Here is an 18867-nt window from a genome sequence, read left to right as displayed (position 1 = left end):
TCCTACTTGGTTAGACGGTGGTGGTGCGCTCGGACAGGGGAACGACGAGATCTTCACGGCCGAGTTTGCGAGCAACCAGATTCAGCACTTCGGCGTCATCATCGAAGCCGCCCTCTTCGAAATCAGAGCTCGCGTCTTCGGCGACCGTGAAATAGCGGATAGCGGCCTGCACCATGCTGTAGTCGTCGCTTTCAAAAGAGTCACTCGCTACGTGGTCGAGCAACTTTAATGCGCTGTTGGCGATTGCTCGAGCGAGAGGAAGGTCTACAGTACCGAGCCGTTGCTCCTCCTCTTGAAGGAGTGACATATAACCGTTCACCTCGAACTGTAGACTGAGTCGACGCTCGGGTGGATCCTCGAGAAAGCTCTCGAAGACGCCTCGAACTGATGAATCCATCGCCGACGATGCTTCCTCGAGCCCGCCGCCGGACTCGGGCACATTTGGCACTTCGAGCTCATCCGTCTTGTCGTCATCGGTATTCACCTGTGCCGAACCACTCTTCGCTGTGGCAAAAGGGTCCTCCTGCTCGAGGCGCGCGTTGCACTTCTCGTAGAACTCTTGCCACGTGCCAGCTCGACCGACGTCGTAGGATTCGACCTGGTACTTATCGCGCCAGCTCTTCGGAAGATACTCGAAGCTCGGCTTGAGATATTTGGTACGATAATCGCCGTCGATTGCGAGCAGGTAAGTCGTTACCTCACCCTGCTTTGTTCCCGCGACGTGCCCACGAAATTCGACTATTTGGATCTGTCCTGCCGGCATGATCAGCCTCGCTCGAAAGATCTACTTATCGGTCGGCGAAATGCTGGCATACAGCCTTTCTCAAGTGTTCGAAGAAAGAACGTCTGCGAGCCGTCATCGCCTCAGATATGAGCCTACAAAAAGTATTTGCCCCTAATTGCAAGAGCTTTTGCGGCATCGTAGCTTGCAAAACTACATGACGCAACCGTGATACTGCCGGATATATCCACCCAAAGATCGCATCACGAACAAGTCCATCCTCAAGTCGCCCGTATCGCCCGGCCCCCGCGATCCCTACAAATCCCCGCCAAATCACACTGCTCGCACGTCCCGCACCAGTGCTCGAGGCGAGCGAAGTCGTTGTCGCGAATCGAGCTGCCGGCGCGTCGGATGCGCTGGGCGGTCGTTTGGAGCATCTCGTCGTCGACGAGTTCGCGCACGGTGTGGCCGCGCTCGTCGAGGTTGAGGATTTCGACCAGGTCGGCGTCCTCGCCGGTCAGCGCCCGGTAGCCGATGGCGTAGGTGTGCAGCTGCTCGGGGGTGACCTCCTCGTCGATGGGGCGCTGGGAGGATTTGAAGTCGACGATGGAGACCTCGCCGGTGTCGAGGCGCTTGATGAGGTCGACGCGGCCGTTGACGGTGATCTCGGGCTCGACCTGGATTTCGACCTGCTTTTCGGCGTGTACGACCTGGTCGAGGACCTCGTCGTTGCGCGTGAGGTAACGGTCGACGGCCTCGACGGCCGCTTCGTGCAGTTGGTCGCGAAGCTCGGGGTAGGCGAACGGGATGTGGAAGTGGCGCGAGACGAGCGCGTCGACCTCGTCGTGGTCGACGTGCTCTCCGGCCTGGGCGCGCTTGTGCATCTCGGCCAGGGCGTCGTGCAGGGATTTGCCGAAGCCGAGCGCCTCGTGAATCGGCGGGTTGAAGCCGTACAGAAAGCGAAGCTTGAACTGGTACGGGCACATGTAGAAGTAGCGAAGCTCGCTGAAGCTGAGCACGACCGGGGGTACGTCCTGGAGGGCGCTGGGCTCGAGCTTGTCGACCGCGCGGCGCCGAGGCTCGCGGGTGAGCACGCGGGGCGAGTCGCTCAGCTCTTTGAAGAACGGCGAGGGCTTTTGGTACCAGCGCTTTTTGGTCGGGTCCGGGGCAAAGGAGGCAAAGAAGTACTTCTTGCTGCGCGTCAGCGCGACGTAGAGCAGGCGCCGCTCGTCTTCGACCGAGCCGTCGTAGCGGGCGGCGTTTTCGACGGCGCTGCTCGGCATCAGGTGCCACTTGGTGCGCCCGAAGGGGCCGCGTGACGGGAAGTGGTCCTTTTGGAGCGCCGGGGCAAAGACGGCTGCCCATTCGCGGCCTTTGGCCTGGTGGATGGTCGAGATCTGCACGGCGTTCGGGCGCGCGAAGGCGTCGGTGTCCATCCCCTCGTCGTAGTGGTCCGGGGCGGCGTATTTGAGCCAGCGCACGAAGGTCAGGTACTTCTCTTTGGGCTCGGACTGGAAGTGGATCTGCTCGAAGTCCGAGATGACCTGGCTGAACTTGCCCAGGTTGCAGTAGACGACGTCGGCGCGCGGATCTCCGGAGGCCATCGGCGGGATGCGCTCTTCGCGCAGCTCGACGGCCTCGAGAAAGTTCAGAAAAGTGCGTTGGATGTTGTAGGCCGCCCAGCGCGTGCTCGCCGTCCAGTCGCGGGCGCTGTCGAGGACTGCGATGCCGCGGGTGAGATCGTCGTCAGTCAGGCCGACGCGCGCGCTCTTCCAAAGCTCGCGCAGCCTCGCCTCGTCGACGACCTCTTCATCCTCGTCGGGCTCGTAGACGTCCTGGGTGACGTAGCGAAAGAGCCCCTCGGCGGCGTTGATCTCGTCGGCCTCGAAGAGGCTCGTAAAGCCGCCGACGATAAACGGGATGTCGCGGGCCTTGAAGGCCTCGGCAAGAGGCCCGGCCGTGCGGTCTTTGATGGTGCGGAGGAGGACGGCGAAGTCGGACCAATCGAGGCCGCGCGCGGGCTCATCGCGCCTGTCTTGGAGAGGCATGCCGCGAAGATGCACGAGCTTGTCGGCGATCCACGCCGCTTCGCTCGCCGGCGTGTCGAAGCTCAAGGTGAGCAAGTCGCCGAAGTCGAAGGGCTGGTGGCCGGCGGCGGCGACCGGCTTGTCGAGCCGCTCTTCGTTGAGCTCGGCGATGCGCTTGGCCGTATCGACGATACCCATGCTCGAGCGAAAGTTCTCGCCCATCTTCACGGACTCGACCCGTTCATATCGGTCACAGAATGTGATGATATTGCGCACCTCCGAGCCGCGCCATTGATAAATTGTCTGGTCGTCGTCGCCGACCACGCAGATATTGGCCCCGAGTCCGTAGAGGCGGCGAATCAGGGCCTCCTGAAGCGGGTTGACGTCCTGGTACTCGTCGACGATGACGTACCGGATGCGGTCGGCCAGAAGCTTTTGGGCGTGCAGCCTGACGGGGTCGTCGGGGTCGCCGAGCGCCTTCACCGCCTCGTGCTGGATGCGCGAGTAGTCGAGGTAGCGGTGCTCGTCGAGCAGGTCGGTGTACATCCGCAGCGCTCGACGCAGCGGCTCGGGCACCTGGGCGGTGTCGACCTTGTCCTCCCGAAGGACGTTGAGCGCCTCGAGAAACACACGCACGTCGAAAGTTCTACGGGTCAGTGTCTCGACCTCGCCGTCCTCGTCGCGCTTCTTGTTGCCCTCTTTGTCGTAGACTTCCACCCCGCTCAGCCCGCATTTGACCTTGTTGCGCGCGATGAGCAGCTCGGTCTGCACCTGGGAGAGCACGTTGTATTTGAGAAACTCGTACAGATAGGTCTGCAGGAAATCGAGGCAGAAGCCGTGGATGGTCCCCACGTACATTTCGGCCATGCCGTCGGTCGGCCCGAGCTTTCGCTCCGCGCTCTTGATGATGCGCGCGTTCAGCTCGGCCGCCGCCTTCTCGGTGAACGTAAAGGCGACGATATTGCGCGGAGAGACATCGGGCAGCGCCAGCAAGTTGGCCGTGCGCTCGGCGAGCACCTGCGTCTTGCCGGAGCCGGCACAGGCGATGATTTGCACGTTGGGCTCGACCAACTGCATGGCCCGCTGCTGGGCGTCGGTGTATCTCATGGAGCCTCCGCCTCCCCAGGGCGAGGGACACGCTGACGGATCGACAAGACGGCGAGGTGCTTCGGTCGGCAGCGCTCGGTGAGAGTCGGTGATCTAAACGGGGAGGCCGTTTCACCTCCGAACAACTCTCGACACGGAAGGGAGAGGCCGCAAGGGATGCTGATGATCTTCGACGCCGGACCGTTCCGCCGCGGCCGCTGGGAGAAGAAGGTAAGAAACGCGAAAAGCCCCCGGAAATCCGGAGGCTTTTCATCGAGAGCGGGCGACGAGATTCGAACTCGCGACAACTAGCTTGGGAATCGCTCCCGAGCAGGCGCTCAGAGGCCCCTGAAGGGTCCAGGCGCAGTTTCACCGTCACGGAGCGTCACCCGGAGTCTGGCTGCGTTCGCCCGCAACTTGGGAGTTTACTTGGGTCTTTGGGAGTCACTTGGGTCTCACCCCGTGTATTTCGCCCATTCGAGCTTGTCAGGACGCCATCGGTCACCTGCCCCCAATCGTTCCTGAAGGACTGGATTCAAAAACTCAACACACTCATTCTGGAGGTCGGCGAGTGACTGCCACGGAAGGTCGTCTTCTTCTCGCATCTGATTATACAGCGCTTCCCAAAACTCCGGTGGCTGCGGTAACTCAGGGGGCAGTGAATGCGTGTCGCGAAAATCAAAGGTCGCGACGATGGACTGCCTCAACGTCGCGGCCTCAAACGGCGAATGCAGGGCCAGCAATCCGATATCGACCAGATCTTTGACCCGGCCACTCGGTGCACCTTCATAGGTCATCGTCATGGCGTGCAGCTTTTCGGCCACGTGTGCTTCGACAGGGTACACGCGATGCTCGAGTGGCTCGATGCCGATGAACTCGAGAAGGTTCGAGCCGGTAACGGTGTCGGGCGGCAACAAGAGCTTGTCGGAGACGGACAAGTCGAGCATGAAGATGCTGCCAAATGGACGCGCCGCAAGCTGGGCTTGCACACGCAGCCGACGCCCTCCATAGACTACCTGCTCGCCCACCATTTCCTTGAAGTCTTCCTCGCCGACGAAAGCAAAGGTCAGATAATCATCCCGCTGCTTGGCGGCTTCGGCTCGGAGTCTGTCGACAACGTCGTCGAGCGCCCCCTCGATGCGCATGTCAATGTCTTTGGTGGTGCGGGCGCGAGATAGGCGCAACTCCATGGCAAAGCCGCCTTTGAGGATGACAGCATCGCCCACAGCCTCGTAAACCCGCGCCAGAAATCGCTCGAACAGCACTATTTGAAGCACCCGATTGAAACCCACGCCCATTTCGCGAGCCCGGCGTTTCACACGCGCTTTGAGTGCCTGCTCGAACGCCGACGGATTAGGGTAAGTCTTTGCCATCACTGCCTCGTCCTGGTCATCAACTCGTGGATGATGCGCCGCTCGAAATCCTGAGGCACGAGTCCGCGCTCTTGCGCCTCATCGAGCGCCTGACGAAAAAGCTCCGGGTTGAATCCGGCGACGGCGAGGTCGAGGATGGTGCGTACTGGAGTTGTTACTGGCACGGAGTGGTACCACTGTCGCTCTTCATCCGGCACATCTGCGCGATGGAGTCTCAACCAACTTGGTGGCTCCTTAGGAGGAAGGGGCTCTTCGACGGGAAGCGTAATGTCGACGGCGCGCGGCAGCACATCCGACAAATCGTGGAGCGACAACGCGGTCTGGTGGCTTATCACTCCTCGCTGTCGTGACCACAGGTAGGCGACGATAAGCTCCTCGTGCTCTGACATCGGGAAATGCTCCAGGCGATAGATACCCGGAAGTACGCGCTCAAGGCGCCCTTTGGACTCGTGGTGGCTGAACATCTGGCGGCTTACGTCGACCTGATAGGTCGCCACGTAGCCTTCCTGATGTTTGGCCATCTTTGCGATGTCGTCTAGCGTGGACACTGGTGAACACCCTCGTTTGACATACCAACCCTTCACAACGATTTGCCGTCAAACTATATTTGACATACCCACGATTTTCAACACGCCCATGTCAAACCATAGTCACGAGGTGTAAAATTTACACAGCCACTAGAATTGCCCTCGCTCCGTGCGTATTCTCCGAGTCCTAGCAGCCGCGAGTTGCCCTCGGAGAAACGACCGTGATTTCACCTAAAGACTACACCGACGATCCAGCTAGCCTAACGTTGGTCGGGCAACTCTTTGAGACAGGCAAGACACTACCAGGCGAGCTGCACGAAGAATTGCTGGCCGCAGACCAGCCACTGGATATGAGGACACCTCCGGCGGCGGGTGGGCAGCGGTGCACGCAGCAAGGCTCGTCGCCGAGCGAAAAGCAACGGGAGCCATCGAGCCGCTCATGGAAATCGTCTCGGAGATGGAGTTTGACACCTACCTGTTCAATCGGGCCTGCGTATCTCTGCAAGAATTCGGCGAAGCTGCGCTCGCTCCGGTATGGGAGGCCTATGCGTCAGCTCCCGACGACACCGCACAGAGCTACCTGGGCATCCTCGCCGGACTCGGCATCCATCCCTACGCCCCGGCGCGCCGCAGCACGGCGCAAAAATCTTTGAACAGTTGCTCGGCATGCGCCCGCGGACCATTTTCCTCTAACTCCGCCAGGTACCAGCCTGCCTTGAGCCAAAGCTCCCAAATGCGCACGTGAGCGATATCGATCGGCTCACCGGCGTGTGCGTTGTAGGCGTCGACCAGTTGTTGGAGCGACTGACCGTCCCGAAACACTTTGCGGCGCCCGCGGCTTACGATGGCCTGCACTTGGACGTATCGCCCACTTGGGACCACCCTTGGTTTTCGCAGCCCCAAGAAAGCCAAAAACCCCGCTCTCACGGGGTTCTGGCTAGGAAGCGGGCGACGAGATTTGAACTCGCGACGACTAGCTTGGGAATCTGGAACAGCAGCCGATTTTGGGAGGCCAAAACGGGAGCCTCATGGGGACTTCGGCCAGATTTCATGCGGGTATTTCGGGTAGTTGGCGGAGCTGAAGGGCGGTTGCGACCTCAAATCGAGCAAAGTCCCCCAGAACCTCCCAGGAGGGTCCCAGGAACCTCTTGGTGGACTACAAGTGGACTACGGCCCACCAGCAAGAACTTCCCCGAAACCTCACGCGAGTGCGTCCTCCGAAAGGCGACCCAATAGCCCCCTCAACGCTCTTCTCCGATGCCCGGTGGTGGAGCTCGACTGGACGGCGCCCAGCTTTCCCTTGTTATGATGGTCGCCGAATTGAACGACACCAGACGTGGAGGGGCAATGACCGAGCACCAGAACATCAAACAAATCGCCGAAGGTCGATACCAGATCCAGTTCCGCTACACGGATCCGACGACCGGTGAGAGGAAGAACCTGCGTCGCAGCTTTCTTGGCACGCTGGGGGAGGCCGTTGCGGAGCGAGACCGGCTCATGGCCGTCGCGAAAAACGGCGAGCTGTTCGGTTCGAATGCGGATCAAGACGGCAATGGACGATGAGGGGGTGAGCATGACGAGTTACCAGAACATCAAGGAACTCGAAGACGGTCGATACCAGATCCGATTTCGGTATACCGACCCGCTGACGGGCAAGTTGAAAAATGTCCGCCGCCACTTTGACGGCACCTTGCGCGAGGCCATCGCCGAGCGGGATCGGCTCAAAGTTGCCGCCCGGAACGGTGAACTTTACCGCTCGGAGACGGTCTCGAACCGAGCCACTGTCGACGACTTGTTTCCGAGGTGGAAGGAGCATCGGAGAAATCGCGCAGGCCGACGTACGCGAAGCCTCGCACCGTCGACACTCGACACCCAGCACAGCATCCTCGAGCGCCACATGTTGCCGGACATGGGCGACTGGATCGTCGCTGAGATCCAGCTGCACCATCTCGAGCGGATGACCGACGAGTGGGCGATGGCGACGAAGAAGAACGGCGAGTTGTACTCCCCGGCCACGGTCAACAGCTGGATCCGCGCTGCGAAAGTATTTCTGAAGTGGGCGTTCAAGCGGGTGGGTAGGAACACGCACATCGTTGACGACTGGTCCAAACTCCCGCAGCCGGAGAAGACGAAGGGCCGCTCGTTGGATCCAGAGCAGTCGCGCAAACTGCTCGCCGCGATGAAGGCGGAGTGTCCAAAGTGGTATCCGCTGACGCTCGTCCTCCTGGTGACGGGCCAGCGATTCTCCACCGTGAGTGCGCTGGAGTGGGAGGATCTCGACCGCGAGAAGGGCTACATCGACTTCAACAAATCCCAAGTACTCGGTGAAGTGCGACGAGGCAGCAAAACGGGCCAGATACTACGATTGCCGGTGCCCGACCGCGTCTTCGAGGTACTCGAGGAGCATCGTGCCTATATGCGTGAGAAGAAGCATCCCGGCCTGCGGACTGGGCTGGTATTTCCAGCCAAGATCGATCCCGACAAGGCGGTCAACGACGGCTACATGACGCCGGCCAGCCTCCACAAGCCGCTCAATAAGGGGTGCGAGAAGGCGGGGATCCCGCGGGTAAGCCCGCATGATTTGAGACGCACGTTCAACTCCTTGGCGCTTGAGGCGGGATTGTCGGCACACCTCCTCCGGACCATCACGGGCCACACCGAGGAAATGACCGACCACTATTATCATGACACGAAGGAGGGGCGGCAGCAGATCACTGACGCTATTTGCGGTGAGTTGCTGCCAGCGGAGTGATCCGAGACCTTCCGCCGCAACCCACCTCTCTACAAGACACCGGTATCGGGAAGAGATGGGAGCAACCGTTACTCGCTACTTTTCGCGGTCATGTTTGGAACAAACTTTAGGAGTGCCGACGACAGTGAGCTGTCAATATTCCAAGAGAGCGGGAGGAAAGTTTTTCTCAACGCATTTGTTCTTCCTTGGTGTTGATGTACCCAAGACGGATGGAATTCTGCTGCATTTGGTGAAGGTGTCGCTCTTGAATCGACAGACTCAAGTGGCAGCTCAAGTACCCCGTTTGCCGTACATGAGCGGTTTTGGAAGTAGATCGCAAGCACGCTGGTCCACTGCATTCGGAGTTCGATTGCGAATGTGCCAACACGACCACTCGAGTTCAATCGAGCATGCCGCCATGCCGCCAAGAATTTGGCGGTCGAAGAGTTCCACTTGTCTACTAACTCCGTCACCGCTAGCTTTTCTGCAGACCGTTGCGGCGAGACAACATCCCATGAGTGTACGCAAGAAATTCAACCCGAAGCGCAAGCTGCGCGACCCACGTGCCAGTGAAGCAGAGACACAAGAGTGGCTCCGTGAGGTGGAATATGCTGGGAACCCTGTCCATAAACGGAATCCCGGAGATTTTGGCCTCACGCCGCCGGCGGCTCCGAGTCCAGACAAGACTCTTTGTGATGGTGCGGAGATATTTGAGAAGGCTAGAGCTCAAGAACTGCTGTCCGAGGGGATTCGTCGTGGTCTGGTGAGTGCACAGCAGCGGGGTAAGTTTCCGCAGAATGTTTGGGCAGTAACCGCCACCGGGATTCCGCTCGAGGCCCAACTTGAAAACCACGTAAAGGGTACATATCACGGCTATCCCTTAGCCAGTAACGATCCACTTCGCGAGAAGGTTCTGGAGTGGTGGGAGGACAAATGAAACAGCACTTAGACTTCGACCTAACTTGGGAGCAACTCAGCACGGGGGGAGACGAGGAGCGTGCTACTTTTGCAAGCCTCGCCCTTCTCGCTGACGGACAGGTAGTTACGAGAGTCGAGGATCAGTTGGCCAAGACAACTCGGTCTGTCGTTCGAGTTGCCGCGTATCCCCTAGCACTTTGGTTCGCATCGAATTGGTGGCGACTGCGGTGGGAAGGCCCCCGAAAGGGCGGTGGGGACCACGACTGGGCGATGGCACACCGGTTGCCGGCAGCGGGCGGGGGATATGTGTGGCCTGACGTCGAAATTGTGAGTCACGGTGAATACGTAAACCTTTGCTCCCACGAAACATCATCGAACGACATAGAATCAATCATGTATCTCGGCAATGTTGATGCGTCCCTGCCGGCAGATGATTTCGTTGCCGCATTGGATAGCTTCATAGATTCAGTAATTGCTCGTTTGCGTGATCGTGGATTGGAGAAGACTCCGCTCCAGGAGCTTTGGGCGCTCGTTCGGAAAGAACGAAGAGAACCGTCCACCAGTGAATTTCGGCGGCTGGAGGCGTTACTTGGCTTTGATGCAGAGGAGGGTCCTCATAGCCGTATTGAAGCTCTTATCGAAGCGGGCAAGCGATTAGGCAGTGAAGCTATTGCGGAAGTCGCTGCAATTTCGAAGGAAGTTCCTGACTTGAGTGACATCGAAGAAGCTCTACAGGAAGCAGATCGAGTTGCGGTCCAAGATTGTGCTTCACTCCGCAAACACGTGGCGGGAACTGCCGGCTATCGGTATTCTTGGCAGCGTGGAGAAGAAGCTGGACGCATCGTTCGGAGTGTAATTGGACAGGCGAATGGCCCGCTAGATGATTCAATTTTGGAAGATTGGCTTTCATTACCGACGAATGTACTCCAACAAGATCCTACAACGAGTAGGGATTTTCCATTCGCAGCCGCACTGAGGGGCAGTGCGGACTCGGATGAAATGCGGGTTCTTTTCCGAAGTTCGTTTCATTCAGGTCGCCGGTTCGAAATTGCGAGACTTGTCGGCGATCATCTTGTGTCGGCCCCGCGGGATGATCGAATGATGCCTGCGACTCAAGCGAAGACCGCACGCCAGAGCACGCAACGTGCATTCGCTGCAGAGCTGCTTCTACCTTGGAGCGACTTAATCGGACAGATCGGAGACAATCCGGACGACGAGGAGCGAATTGAAGACATTGCATTTAAATATCAAGTGTCTCCCTTGGTGGTGCGCACGCGCCTGGTGAGCAAAGGGATTTCAGAACATTCGCTCTAGAGATGCTGTCAGTGTACTCGGTCGGTAGACATTAGGTTCGTGTTTAAATCGCTGAGGCGAGATGCTCGTAGTGCGGACTTTACAGCCCGCATCTGCATCTCAGCTCAGTGGATCGAGCTCATCAGCCTTCCGCTTCGCCCACGCGATCCAGTCGGAGAGTTCGCTGCCATCCTCACCCGTTCCCTTCTCGGCGATGACAGCGCCGACGTATGCACGGATCCGCTGAGCTCGATGCCACGCATCCGCCTCCGCTTCGAGTTCCGTGAGCCGACGCCGTTCCTCCTCGAGCTCTCGCTCACGGGCTTGGCGAGCCTTCTCCTCCTCCGCCTCTCGTGCCTTTTCGATTTCCCGCTGCCGAGCCGCTTCTTCCTGCTCCTTGCGGCGTTCACGCAAGGCTGCTGCGGTTTTGATGACCGATGAGATGAAGTCATTGAGGCAGTCTTCGACGCGCTGCTTTTTGGCATCCGACCATGTGCGCCGGATGTCACGGTGATAGATGCGCGTGACGATACTCAGCGTCAGTTCGCCACTTGGGAAGAACTCCCGAACAGTGGGGTCGTCACCAATTGCCAGGGCGAACCGTCTGCTCATGGCTTCACGCCCAGTCGTCTTCAACTCTCGAACCTCCTCGCGAGCGCGCTCGGTCAGCTCGAACGGAACGCTCTCGCCGCCGATCTTCACCGCCGTTTGCTTCTCGCCGCGATGGTTCTTCTCAACCACGACCTCATGGCCCCGCTCCTCGAGTGCCTTGATGAGTGCGTCCATGATACGCATGGCCCGATCGATGCTCGGACGACCGACGGCGACACTCAACGTGTCATCACCTGCCGGATGTAGTCGCGCATACCGTCCCGGTTTGGCCCGCTCGAGCGCCCGTTTCGTTCGTTTGACAAGCGGATGAGGATTGCGCAGCTCTTCGGGCACGACGACCTCCCTCTCGGCCTTCTGCTCCTGCTCGATCTGCTCTTGTTCGTCAGCGGACAACGGAGGATCTGGAGGTGGAGGATAGAACGAGATCGTCTGGAAGCGCTGCTCGTTCTCCGCGAGCTTGGGTAGCGGCTCGCGATCGACGTCGTTGCCGTGCTGGAGCTTCGCCCAGTAGCCGCGAGGCGGTGTCGGGATCCGGTGACGCTCGCAGATTTTGCCAAGTCCGCGGCCCGAGAGGCCGAATTCGTCAGCGAGCCGGTACACCGGCGTATTCCACACGCGCTCGTAGAGCTCTTCGCGGGATATGATGGCCTTCCGTCCAGATTTATACATACCGCTGCCCTGCTGAATTGGCCTGTTGAGTTGCGTGGTCGAGTTCCTAACCAATACGATAACCGTCCATGGGCTAATCATGAATAGGCATAGTCGTGGAGGTTCGTTGGAGGGCTGACCGATGAGGAGGAACCATGTCCGATGAAACTAGTAACTCCACCGAGAAGAATGAAAGCGCTTACGGCAATGACGAGAGACCATTGAACCAAGAGGAGTTAACAGGCATTGGTTGGGCTGTCTGGGACCATGCCCGTTTATTCAAGAGCTGGACTGACGAGGATTTCTACTCTCAGTTGTATTCGCTTGCTGGCCTCGACCCCGTTCGCGACTCAGACGACTGCTTGTGGCTATTCGGAGGACTTGGCTACGAACTCTGTGAGTATGTTGCCCCCGGGAGACGGAATGCTGTCCCCAAGAGATTGACAACCGAGGCAACAAAACAGCTAAAGAAGCTAAGCGCCTCAGCGGACGCAATTCTCGACGCGCTTAGTCAGGCACGAAAATACCGTAGTCGCCAGTCATATGCTGATGATGCACCCGTGGAGGAACAGATTGCGGCAGTACTCAATAAGCTCATCGGGTTATTTGGCGAGCTTGCCTTGCAGCAGCAACAAATGTCCGACAATCGCCCCAGCCCTGCGGCCCCCTTGGAAACATTTGAAGCATGGCTATTGTCGTTTCAAAACGATGTGGAGTTAGTGTTGGAACTATATGCTACCCGGGCCAAAACGGTAGATTCCGAATACTCTCAGTTTTCCGCCCGCGAGCGCGCCGCTACTGCCAATAGGGTCGCCACACTTTTTGATGAGTTCGCACGTGAGGAAGCGACAGTCGAAAATAAAATTGAATTCGTCCGGCTCGTACTGAAAGAATTCTGCGGCGTCAATGCGGCTTCCTCAACAGTGCGGGGATGGCTCTACCAGGCACAGGACAACACAACAGAACGCAGTGCCTCGCTCCCAGCGGAGTTGGCGCGAGAGACCGGAGTGGCACGCAGTAATCCCTATGGAGGCTGGCCGCCTTTTTCGGTGTTGCTCAAGCACCGGCACGAGGTTGAGTCGAGCACCGAGTGACCTAGCAAATTCCGGGCCAACAACACTCCCCATTTGCTTCGTTTCTGAACGAAATCCCGAAAGACAATTCTTCCCCCTCATCCGTACGATTCATCTCGTGCTGGCGCAATGCTGCACACGGCGTGAGACCGTAAGATGTGGGGAGATACAATCATCGGATCGAAGAGATCCGTAGCCCTCGCGGGCGTCCGAGGCCCTCCACAGGCCGACCTCACCGGACGCATCGTTGAGGGCTTTTCTCTTGGAGGCACACGACATGATCGTTTCAATCATCAGCGAGATCAATCGCTTGCTCGACGACGGCGGAGCACGACGCGCATGGGAGGAACTGGCGGAGCGACTCGGTAACCAGGTCATCCTGTGCATCGACACTCGACGTCGCGGCGTGCGAATCGGCGAAGACATGATTTGGGCCTCGGCCATCGCGGCCCGCGATGACATCAACGAGCTCGTCGACCTCAAACGGCGGGTCGAAGCGGCGATGGATTGGCGTTGGCTAGAGCTCGTCCGCCCCGGCAGCGAGCAGCCGCGTCGGCTCGAACTGCGGGGCGACGGAGAGCTGAGGGTGAGTCCTCTGAGAGTCCGCTGAGTCAGGTACAGACGATACAACAACTTGCGGGACAAACCATCAAAGGAGCAGATGATGCAGTATACGCACGAGGATTACGTCAAATATGAGTACGTTTCGCACCACATCTGCGCGCTGCTCGGAGTGGACGACGCCACGCAGCGCAAGCTGAGGCTCGATGAGCGAATGCTGATCCTTCTCGGTGAGCTGTTGAGCGGAGAGGATGCCAATCATCTTTTGGCAGAGGCTCGTCGCCTCTATTTGTCGGGCCATCGCGACGTCGAGGATTTCGTTCGGCAATTCGCCGATGTCGTCGCCAAGCTGGAAAATCAGCGGCGTGGAGAGTGAGCGCCCACCACGAGGGCAATACGCGACTCGTCTGGCTTCGATTGAACACCGGTTTTGTCAAAGTAGCCAGCTCGGCAAATCACATCTGGGGCAAGAGATGGCTGGTGGAACTCGCCATCACCCCGCACGGTTCAAGACATTGGGTGTGAAAGCTCGACACGGTAACAGACGCCATTTCCTGAGAACACAACGTAACAAACCCCCAATCCAACCTAGAATGAGCATACATTGCGCTCACTCTTACCTCGGTTGGGTCAGATCTATTCCGCGGCTCGAAGCCGCGAAGGAGTGATTATGAGATTCCAAGATTGCACCGAGGTCCCGGCTAGCGTGCTTGCTCGTGACATTACGACACTCGTGGGCCTCGACATCTACAGCGTTGAGGGACAACGGGCTCAACAGCGGATCCAAATGCTGCTCGGCGGCGATCTGACGGGCGAGCACGCAGCACAACTCTTCCAGTTCGCCCGAGATGGGTACCTCGTTGGGTACCGTGAGATCGAGGAAATGATCGACGCTCTCGCAAGCGAGCTCAACCACATGTTCCCGACTGAGATGTCTTTTTCTTGAAACGAGCAAGACCAGAAGTGAAAGACCCCTCTCCGAGGACGAGTCGGAGAGGGGGCGAACTGTGCGTTGACACGAAACACACGGGTCGCATCAGCAACAACACATGAGCCGCATGACACGCACCACACCATAGGTAGATCATCGGCCTGAGGCAAAGCCAAAGAATGCCCAGCGGCTCTCCAGAACGTATCTTTTCGGCGGCTGAATGCCCGCCGGTAGGAGGGTGATGCCACAGTACAACTTCCAACCCGAACCCAAAGCCCGGATCGTCGAGATAGGCAGTGGGGTGTATTTCCACGAGCCTCAGACCTGGGAGCTGACGCCCAAATGGGTGCTATTGAGCCGCACCCACGCGTCCGTCGAGAACAACCGCGGTCTCATCAGTCTATGGTCCGTCGTCACCCTCGACTATGACGAAGACCGTGCTACCCAGCGTGTCTGGCAGGTGCGTCGCAACGCGGTGCACCGCAAACCGGACGATCCCGACTATTGCGCTGGCGAGTACATGGCGGTCAAAGTGCCGAGTTACGTGGCAGAAGAGTGGCAGACCGCTGGGCGGGTCCACAAACCGCTCGACGAGATCGACCCGCTCGAGCCACCACAAACCTGGGAAGTCCCCAGACGCACCGAGCGAGAATGGGATAAGAGCCGCGAGGAGTTCTTCGAGCGCATCGAAAAAACTCTCCGGTCGAAGCTCGATTGGCAGACTGACGATTGCAGTCACCTGCGCCGAACGCACTCGACACCGGAGGAGCGCGAGCGTCTCGCGAGGATCGCCGCCGGGGAGACGCCAGTCCGAGTGGCCGGAGGGCCTCGCTCCCCTTCACGTGACGACTACATCTACCTCATCAAAACGCGACGAGACGAGGCGCTCAACACCTATCAGCCAGTCTCTTGGGGAAGTGACCCCAACATCCTAGAGGGCGTGCCCACCCGAGCGCGACACATCACCCAGTTCGCGTTCCGCCGCTGGGAACTCGAGGAGCACCTCGAGCAAGGCGACGGATCCATGCGCGGGTGGACGTTGCGGGATCCCGTAGTCGGCGCCGAAGAGATCACTATCGACATAGATCACGAGCATCCCGCCATCGCCAAGACGTGGGCACGGGATTTATCGCGCATGCTGACGTCGAAGGGGGTGGAGCACGACGTCTGGTACAGCGGATCCAAGGGTTTTCACATCAGCATTCACCAGAATGTGGTCGGCGGGATCAAACCGGCAGCGACAGTGCCGAGACGGGTGTGCAGGTTCGCGGAGTACTTGGTCGACCTGGCCAACCAGGACGTCCCAAACCGGATCCGCCGGTTTCAGTCTGGAAACGCCTCGGACATAAGAATCGATACCAACCCGTACACAGCCATTGGTACGATCCGGCTGCCCGGCGCTGCCCATGAGAAAACTGGCCGCTACAAAGTGCGCCTTACCCCCGGCCAACTCAAGTGGTCGATGCCACGAATCGAGGAGTGGGCGTCGCATGAGCCGACCCCCGCGCAGATCGAGAATCGTGTCGGCGAGTTCAACTTGAAGATGTGGTGGGTGTGGCAGGTCGCGAGCGTAGAGGTGAACCCGGTCGAGGTGCGTCGGTCGTGGGTGCATGACCGGGGCGGCCCGATCAATATCCCCGAGATGGTCAAGGCCGTCGAGGACGCCGCACGCGATGAGGCGAGTGGGCGGTGGGATCGCAGGGGCGACCGGATCAATTTCCACTGCATCAAAGATGACCACGACGACTCTGGATCCCCCGATGCGTGGCTCCGGCTCGATACGGCAACCCCGGCCTATCAATGCTACGGATGTGGCGAATGGCAGCCTCTGCATCGGTTTGCCGACGAGCACCTCGGGATCTCGCCTGTCTGGCCCTCCGACGACCGCACCCACGATGTCAAAGACAAGCGGGATCACCTCTACGACGTTATGTACGAGATCCTGTCAGCGTACGAACGTGGAGAGATCACAGCCCAGGAGGCAAACCGCGTCTTTGTGGTCTCGGCCGGGCTGGGCAAAACGACCATGGCCCTTGAGATCGCAGCAGAACTCGGGCTCCCGGTCATCCACATGGCGCGTGGTCACCACCAGATTGCCGATGCCCTCCAGGGGCGAGACGCTCGGCACCTGGACCGCACCGAGGCCGACGAACCCGGGTGCGGCATCTACCGTCACCCCGACACGGATCGCCTGATGTACCAAGAGATGGACCGACGGGCGATGCAGAAGCGCAGCCGCTTTGAGGTATGCCTCGACTGCCCCCTCAAACCGATCGAGGGCAAACCGGAGCATGAGTACCCTACGAGGCTGGCACCGGACGGCACCGCCATCACAGGTCCATGCCAGGCGATCATCAACCGCAATGAGGCCGAGGGGGAAAAGCGTAACTTGGGCGTGCCGCACGCCTACCTCGGCACTCAACAGCTCGGCAAGTGGTCCGCAACCCGCGGGCTCATCATCGGCGACGAGGATCCGCTCGAGTCGATCCGTAAAACCTGCGCAGTCGTCGTAGAGGACGTGCGCGAGGAGATGGAAGAGGGTCACCCACTGACCGATGCTGGCCTGTTCGATGAGGTCGACAACGATGCAGACCTCATCGACCTCATCGACCCCGGCGCAACGACGGCGGACGTCTGGAAGTACCTGATGCGCGGGGAGATCCCGCCCAGAAACCTGCTTCCGGATCGAACCTATGTGCACCAGCGCCTGTCGCTCGACCCCGCGGTTCTGGCAGAGAGGGAAGAAGCCTGGAAAGAGGCGGTGCGAAAAAAGGCAGAGCGCGACGGGATGATGCTCTCGACGCTGAGATACCAGCTCCAGACGCCCGAAGGCGAGAGGACACGCAAAGAGTTCGAGCAGGAATGGCTTCGGCGCAAAGTGGAGGGGGTGATGGCGAACCTATACGTTGAGGAGGTCGACGACGATGTCACCAGACTGATCAACGTCCTCATTGGCGGACAAGTTGCCGACGTTCGGCTCATCGACGAAGCCGAGACGGAGGGAGGAGAGACGATCCCTGCAAAGCTGGTGTTCCGGCTCGAGTCGAACCTCCCCGACGACGTGCCCATCTGGATCCTTGACGCCAGTCCCCACGAGCGGGATCTACAGGCATACTGTGAGGAGCTCCCCGGCCTGCGCTTCGAGCGGGTCATTGCGCACAATCCCGAGTCAGTGATCATCCAGGATCCGGGCTCAGTGTGGTCCCGAAAAAGAATCAAGAAGGGTGTTCAGCAGTGGTACATGGGGGAGCGTGACCACCGGATCGGCCGCGTCGTCCGCTTTCTCGACCGGATCCGCGAGGCGGGCAAGGAGTGGGGCCTCATAACTCACAAAGACAGCGCGCTGATCCCGCTCCTCAAGAGCGAGTTCGGATCCGATCCCATGGATCCGGCGCCGTTCTTGCCGTTCGACGACCAGGGAAAGCCGAGCCAGTACTGCTGGTTTGGGGCGCTCCGCGGACTCAACACGCTCGAACACGTCGACTGGCTGGTTGTGCTCGGCTGTCAGTGCACGCCCTCGTGGGGATACGACGAGGACGCCCTGCGGTTTGGTTATGACGGAAGGGACGTCATCGACCACGTCGACAGCGTGCAGCCGTACGAAGCTCCCCACGGCGCGTACAAACTCAATTTCCGGTGCCCCCAGCCGATCACGCCGCATGGTGAACACCTCTGGCATCGCAAAGAGGTCAGCGAGTTGTACCAAGCGGTGATGCGTGCGCGGCTCCTCACGGGATCGAAGCGTGTTCTGCTGCTGACTCACGTCGGGATCGAGGTACCCGAGTGCCGCACCAAGATCGATCCGTACGTCCTGTGGCGCGAGGGCGCGTGGGAGCGGATCATCGAGGGTGGCGAACACGGAGATGGCGCGCGAGTCCCCGAAGGTTATGATGGGAATCTGGCGCAGTTTACGGTCGACGAGATCAAACGGATGTCGCAAGAGACAGTGATGAGCGACACGGAGATCGCGAGCTGGCTCGGTGTAAGTAGGAGGACCGTACACGAGCATCGCTTGCTATCCGCGAGCGAACGGAAGCTTGAGGCGGTGCGGCGGGTGCTCGACGAGAAGCCGGATGCGACGCATGGAGAGATCGCAGAGCAACTCGGGATGGGTCGGAAAACAGTGCGACGGATCCGAAAAAAGTTGTCTATGGGTGCTTATTGAAGGAGGTGGTCAAAATGGGAAGGAGCTTATTAGAGAATATATAAGGTGCTTCCCAAATTGACCACCCCTAGAAGGCCCTCAAACGGCGATTGGCCCGTATTACGAGAGATCGCACGTGTATAGAGCACCCGAGCACGCACACAGGATCCTGCAGTCGATCACTCCGACCGTTCAGACTCCCGCCCTCCGACTATCGCCTCC

The 18867-nt window shown here is 59.3% G+C and carries 15 protein-coding genes; 9 read left to right on the top strand and 6 right to left on the bottom strand.

Going from position 1 to position 18867, the window contains the following annotated elements; all coding sequences use genetic code 11:
* Nucleotides 1-10: 10 nt before the first annotated feature.
* The 5 genes from FIV42_RS15465 to FIV42_RS15445 all read right to left on the bottom strand — a co-directional run bounded on the left by FIV42_RS15465 (nucleotide 11) and on the right by FIV42_RS15445 (nucleotide 6589).
* Complete coding sequence (locus FIV42_RS15465; protein WP_141198567.1) at nucleotides 11-763, bottom strand: hypothetical protein; 753 nt, start codon at nucleotides 761-763, stop codon at nucleotides 11-13.
* A gap of 239 nt (nucleotides 764-1002) precedes the next feature.
* The gene (locus FIV42_RS15460; RefSeq protein WP_141198566.1) at nucleotides 1003-3855 is read right to left on the bottom strand and encodes an ATP-dependent helicase; all 2853 of its coding nucleotides are present in this window, start codon (nucleotides 3853-3855) and stop codon (nucleotides 1003-1005) included.
* A 434-nt stretch (nucleotides 3856-4289) separates the two neighbouring features.
* Nucleotides 4290-5207: a nucleotidyl transferase AbiEii/AbiGii toxin family protein gene (locus FIV42_RS15455; protein WP_141198565.1), complete on the bottom strand. Its 918-nt coding sequence runs from the start codon at nucleotides 5205-5207 to the stop codon at nucleotides 4290-4292.
* Nucleotides 5207-5728, bottom strand: a complete 522-nt coding sequence (locus FIV42_RS15450) for a type IV toxin-antitoxin system AbiEi family antitoxin domain-containing protein (RefSeq protein ID WP_141198564.1) — start codon at nucleotides 5726-5728, stop codon at nucleotides 5207-5209. The genes FIV42_RS15455 and FIV42_RS15450 overlap by 1 nt, the downstream gene beginning before the upstream one ends.
* Nucleotides 5729-6346: 618 nt before the next feature.
* Nucleotides 6347-6589: a hypothetical protein gene (locus tag FIV42_RS15445; RefSeq protein WP_141198563.1), complete on the bottom strand. Its 243-nt coding sequence runs from the start codon at nucleotides 6587-6589 to the stop codon at nucleotides 6347-6349.
* A 492-nt stretch (nucleotides 6590-7081) separates the two neighbouring features.
* On the opposite strand from FIV42_RS15445, the gene FIV42_RS15440 reads away from it, so the two are divergent.
* From FIV42_RS15440 to FIV42_RS15425, 4 genes are all read left to right on the top strand, one after another.
* On the top strand, nucleotides 7082-7297 hold the full coding sequence (locus FIV42_RS15440) for a hypothetical protein (RefSeq protein ID WP_141198562.1): 216 nt from the start codon (nucleotides 7082-7084) through the stop codon (nucleotides 7295-7297).
* Nucleotides 7298-7307: 10 nt separating this feature from the next.
* Nucleotides 7308-8486, top strand: a complete 1179-nt coding sequence (locus FIV42_RS15435; RefSeq protein WP_168210680.1) for a tyrosine-type recombinase/integrase — start codon at nucleotides 7308-7310, stop codon at nucleotides 8484-8486.
* A 493-nt stretch (nucleotides 8487-8979) separates the two neighbouring features.
* The gene (locus tag FIV42_RS15430; protein WP_168210679.1) at nucleotides 8980-9402 is read left to right on the top strand and encodes a hypothetical protein; all 423 of its coding nucleotides are present in this window, start codon (nucleotides 8980-8982) and stop codon (nucleotides 9400-9402) included.
* A 374-nt stretch (nucleotides 9403-9776) separates the two neighbouring features.
* Nucleotides 9777-10697, top strand: coding sequence for an ImmA/IrrE family metallo-endopeptidase (locus FIV42_RS15425; protein WP_141198560.1), 921 nt, complete (start codon nucleotides 9777-9779; stop codon nucleotides 10695-10697).
* A gap of 99 nt (nucleotides 10698-10796) precedes the next feature.
* Here the strand turns inward: FIV42_RS15425 and FIV42_RS15420 are convergent, their stop codons facing one another.
* Nucleotides 10797-11957 carry a hypothetical protein gene (locus FIV42_RS15420; protein ID WP_141198559.1) on the bottom strand — a complete coding sequence of 387 codons (1161 nt, stop codon included), beginning with the start codon at nucleotides 11955-11957 and terminating at the stop codon, nucleotides 10797-10799.
* Between the two features lie 134 nt (nucleotides 11958-12091).
* Here FIV42_RS15420 and FIV42_RS15415 point away from each other — a divergent pair, with 134 nt between their 5' ends.
* From FIV42_RS15415 to FIV42_RS15395, 5 genes are all read left to right on the top strand, one after another.
* Complete coding sequence (locus FIV42_RS15415) at nucleotides 12092-13030, top strand: hypothetical protein (RefSeq protein ID WP_141198558.1); 939 nt, start codon at nucleotides 12092-12094, stop codon at nucleotides 13028-13030.
* A 256-nt stretch (nucleotides 13031-13286) separates the two neighbouring features.
* On the top strand, nucleotides 13287-13619 hold the full coding sequence (locus FIV42_RS15410; RefSeq protein WP_141198557.1) for a hypothetical protein: 333 nt from the start codon (nucleotides 13287-13289) through the stop codon (nucleotides 13617-13619).
* A 54-nt stretch (nucleotides 13620-13673) separates the two neighbouring features.
* Nucleotides 13674-13946 carry a hypothetical protein gene (locus FIV42_RS15405; protein WP_141198556.1) on the top strand — a complete coding sequence of 91 codons (273 nt, stop codon included), beginning with the start codon at nucleotides 13674-13676 and terminating at the stop codon, nucleotides 13944-13946.
* 294 nt (nucleotides 13947-14240) lie between these two features.
* Nucleotides 14241-14516: an Ntn hydrolase family protein gene (locus tag FIV42_RS15400; protein WP_141198555.1), complete on the top strand. Its 276-nt coding sequence runs from the start codon at nucleotides 14241-14243 to the stop codon at nucleotides 14514-14516.
* Nucleotides 14517-14742: 226 nt separating this feature from the next.
* A complete protein-coding gene (locus FIV42_RS15395) occupies nucleotides 14743-18666 on the top strand; it encodes a hypothetical protein (RefSeq protein ID WP_141198554.1) in 3924 nt (1307 codons plus the stop codon).
* Nucleotides 18667-18867: the final 201 nt, after the last annotated feature.

This window comes from Persicimonas caeni (assembly GCF_006517175.1).
Taxonomy (GTDB): Bacteria; Myxococcota_A; Bradymonadia; order Bradymonadales; family Bradymonadaceae; genus Persicimonas; species Persicimonas caeni.
Note: the sequence above shows the minus strand (reverse complement) of the source record. Positions and strands in the feature narration are given on the sequence as shown.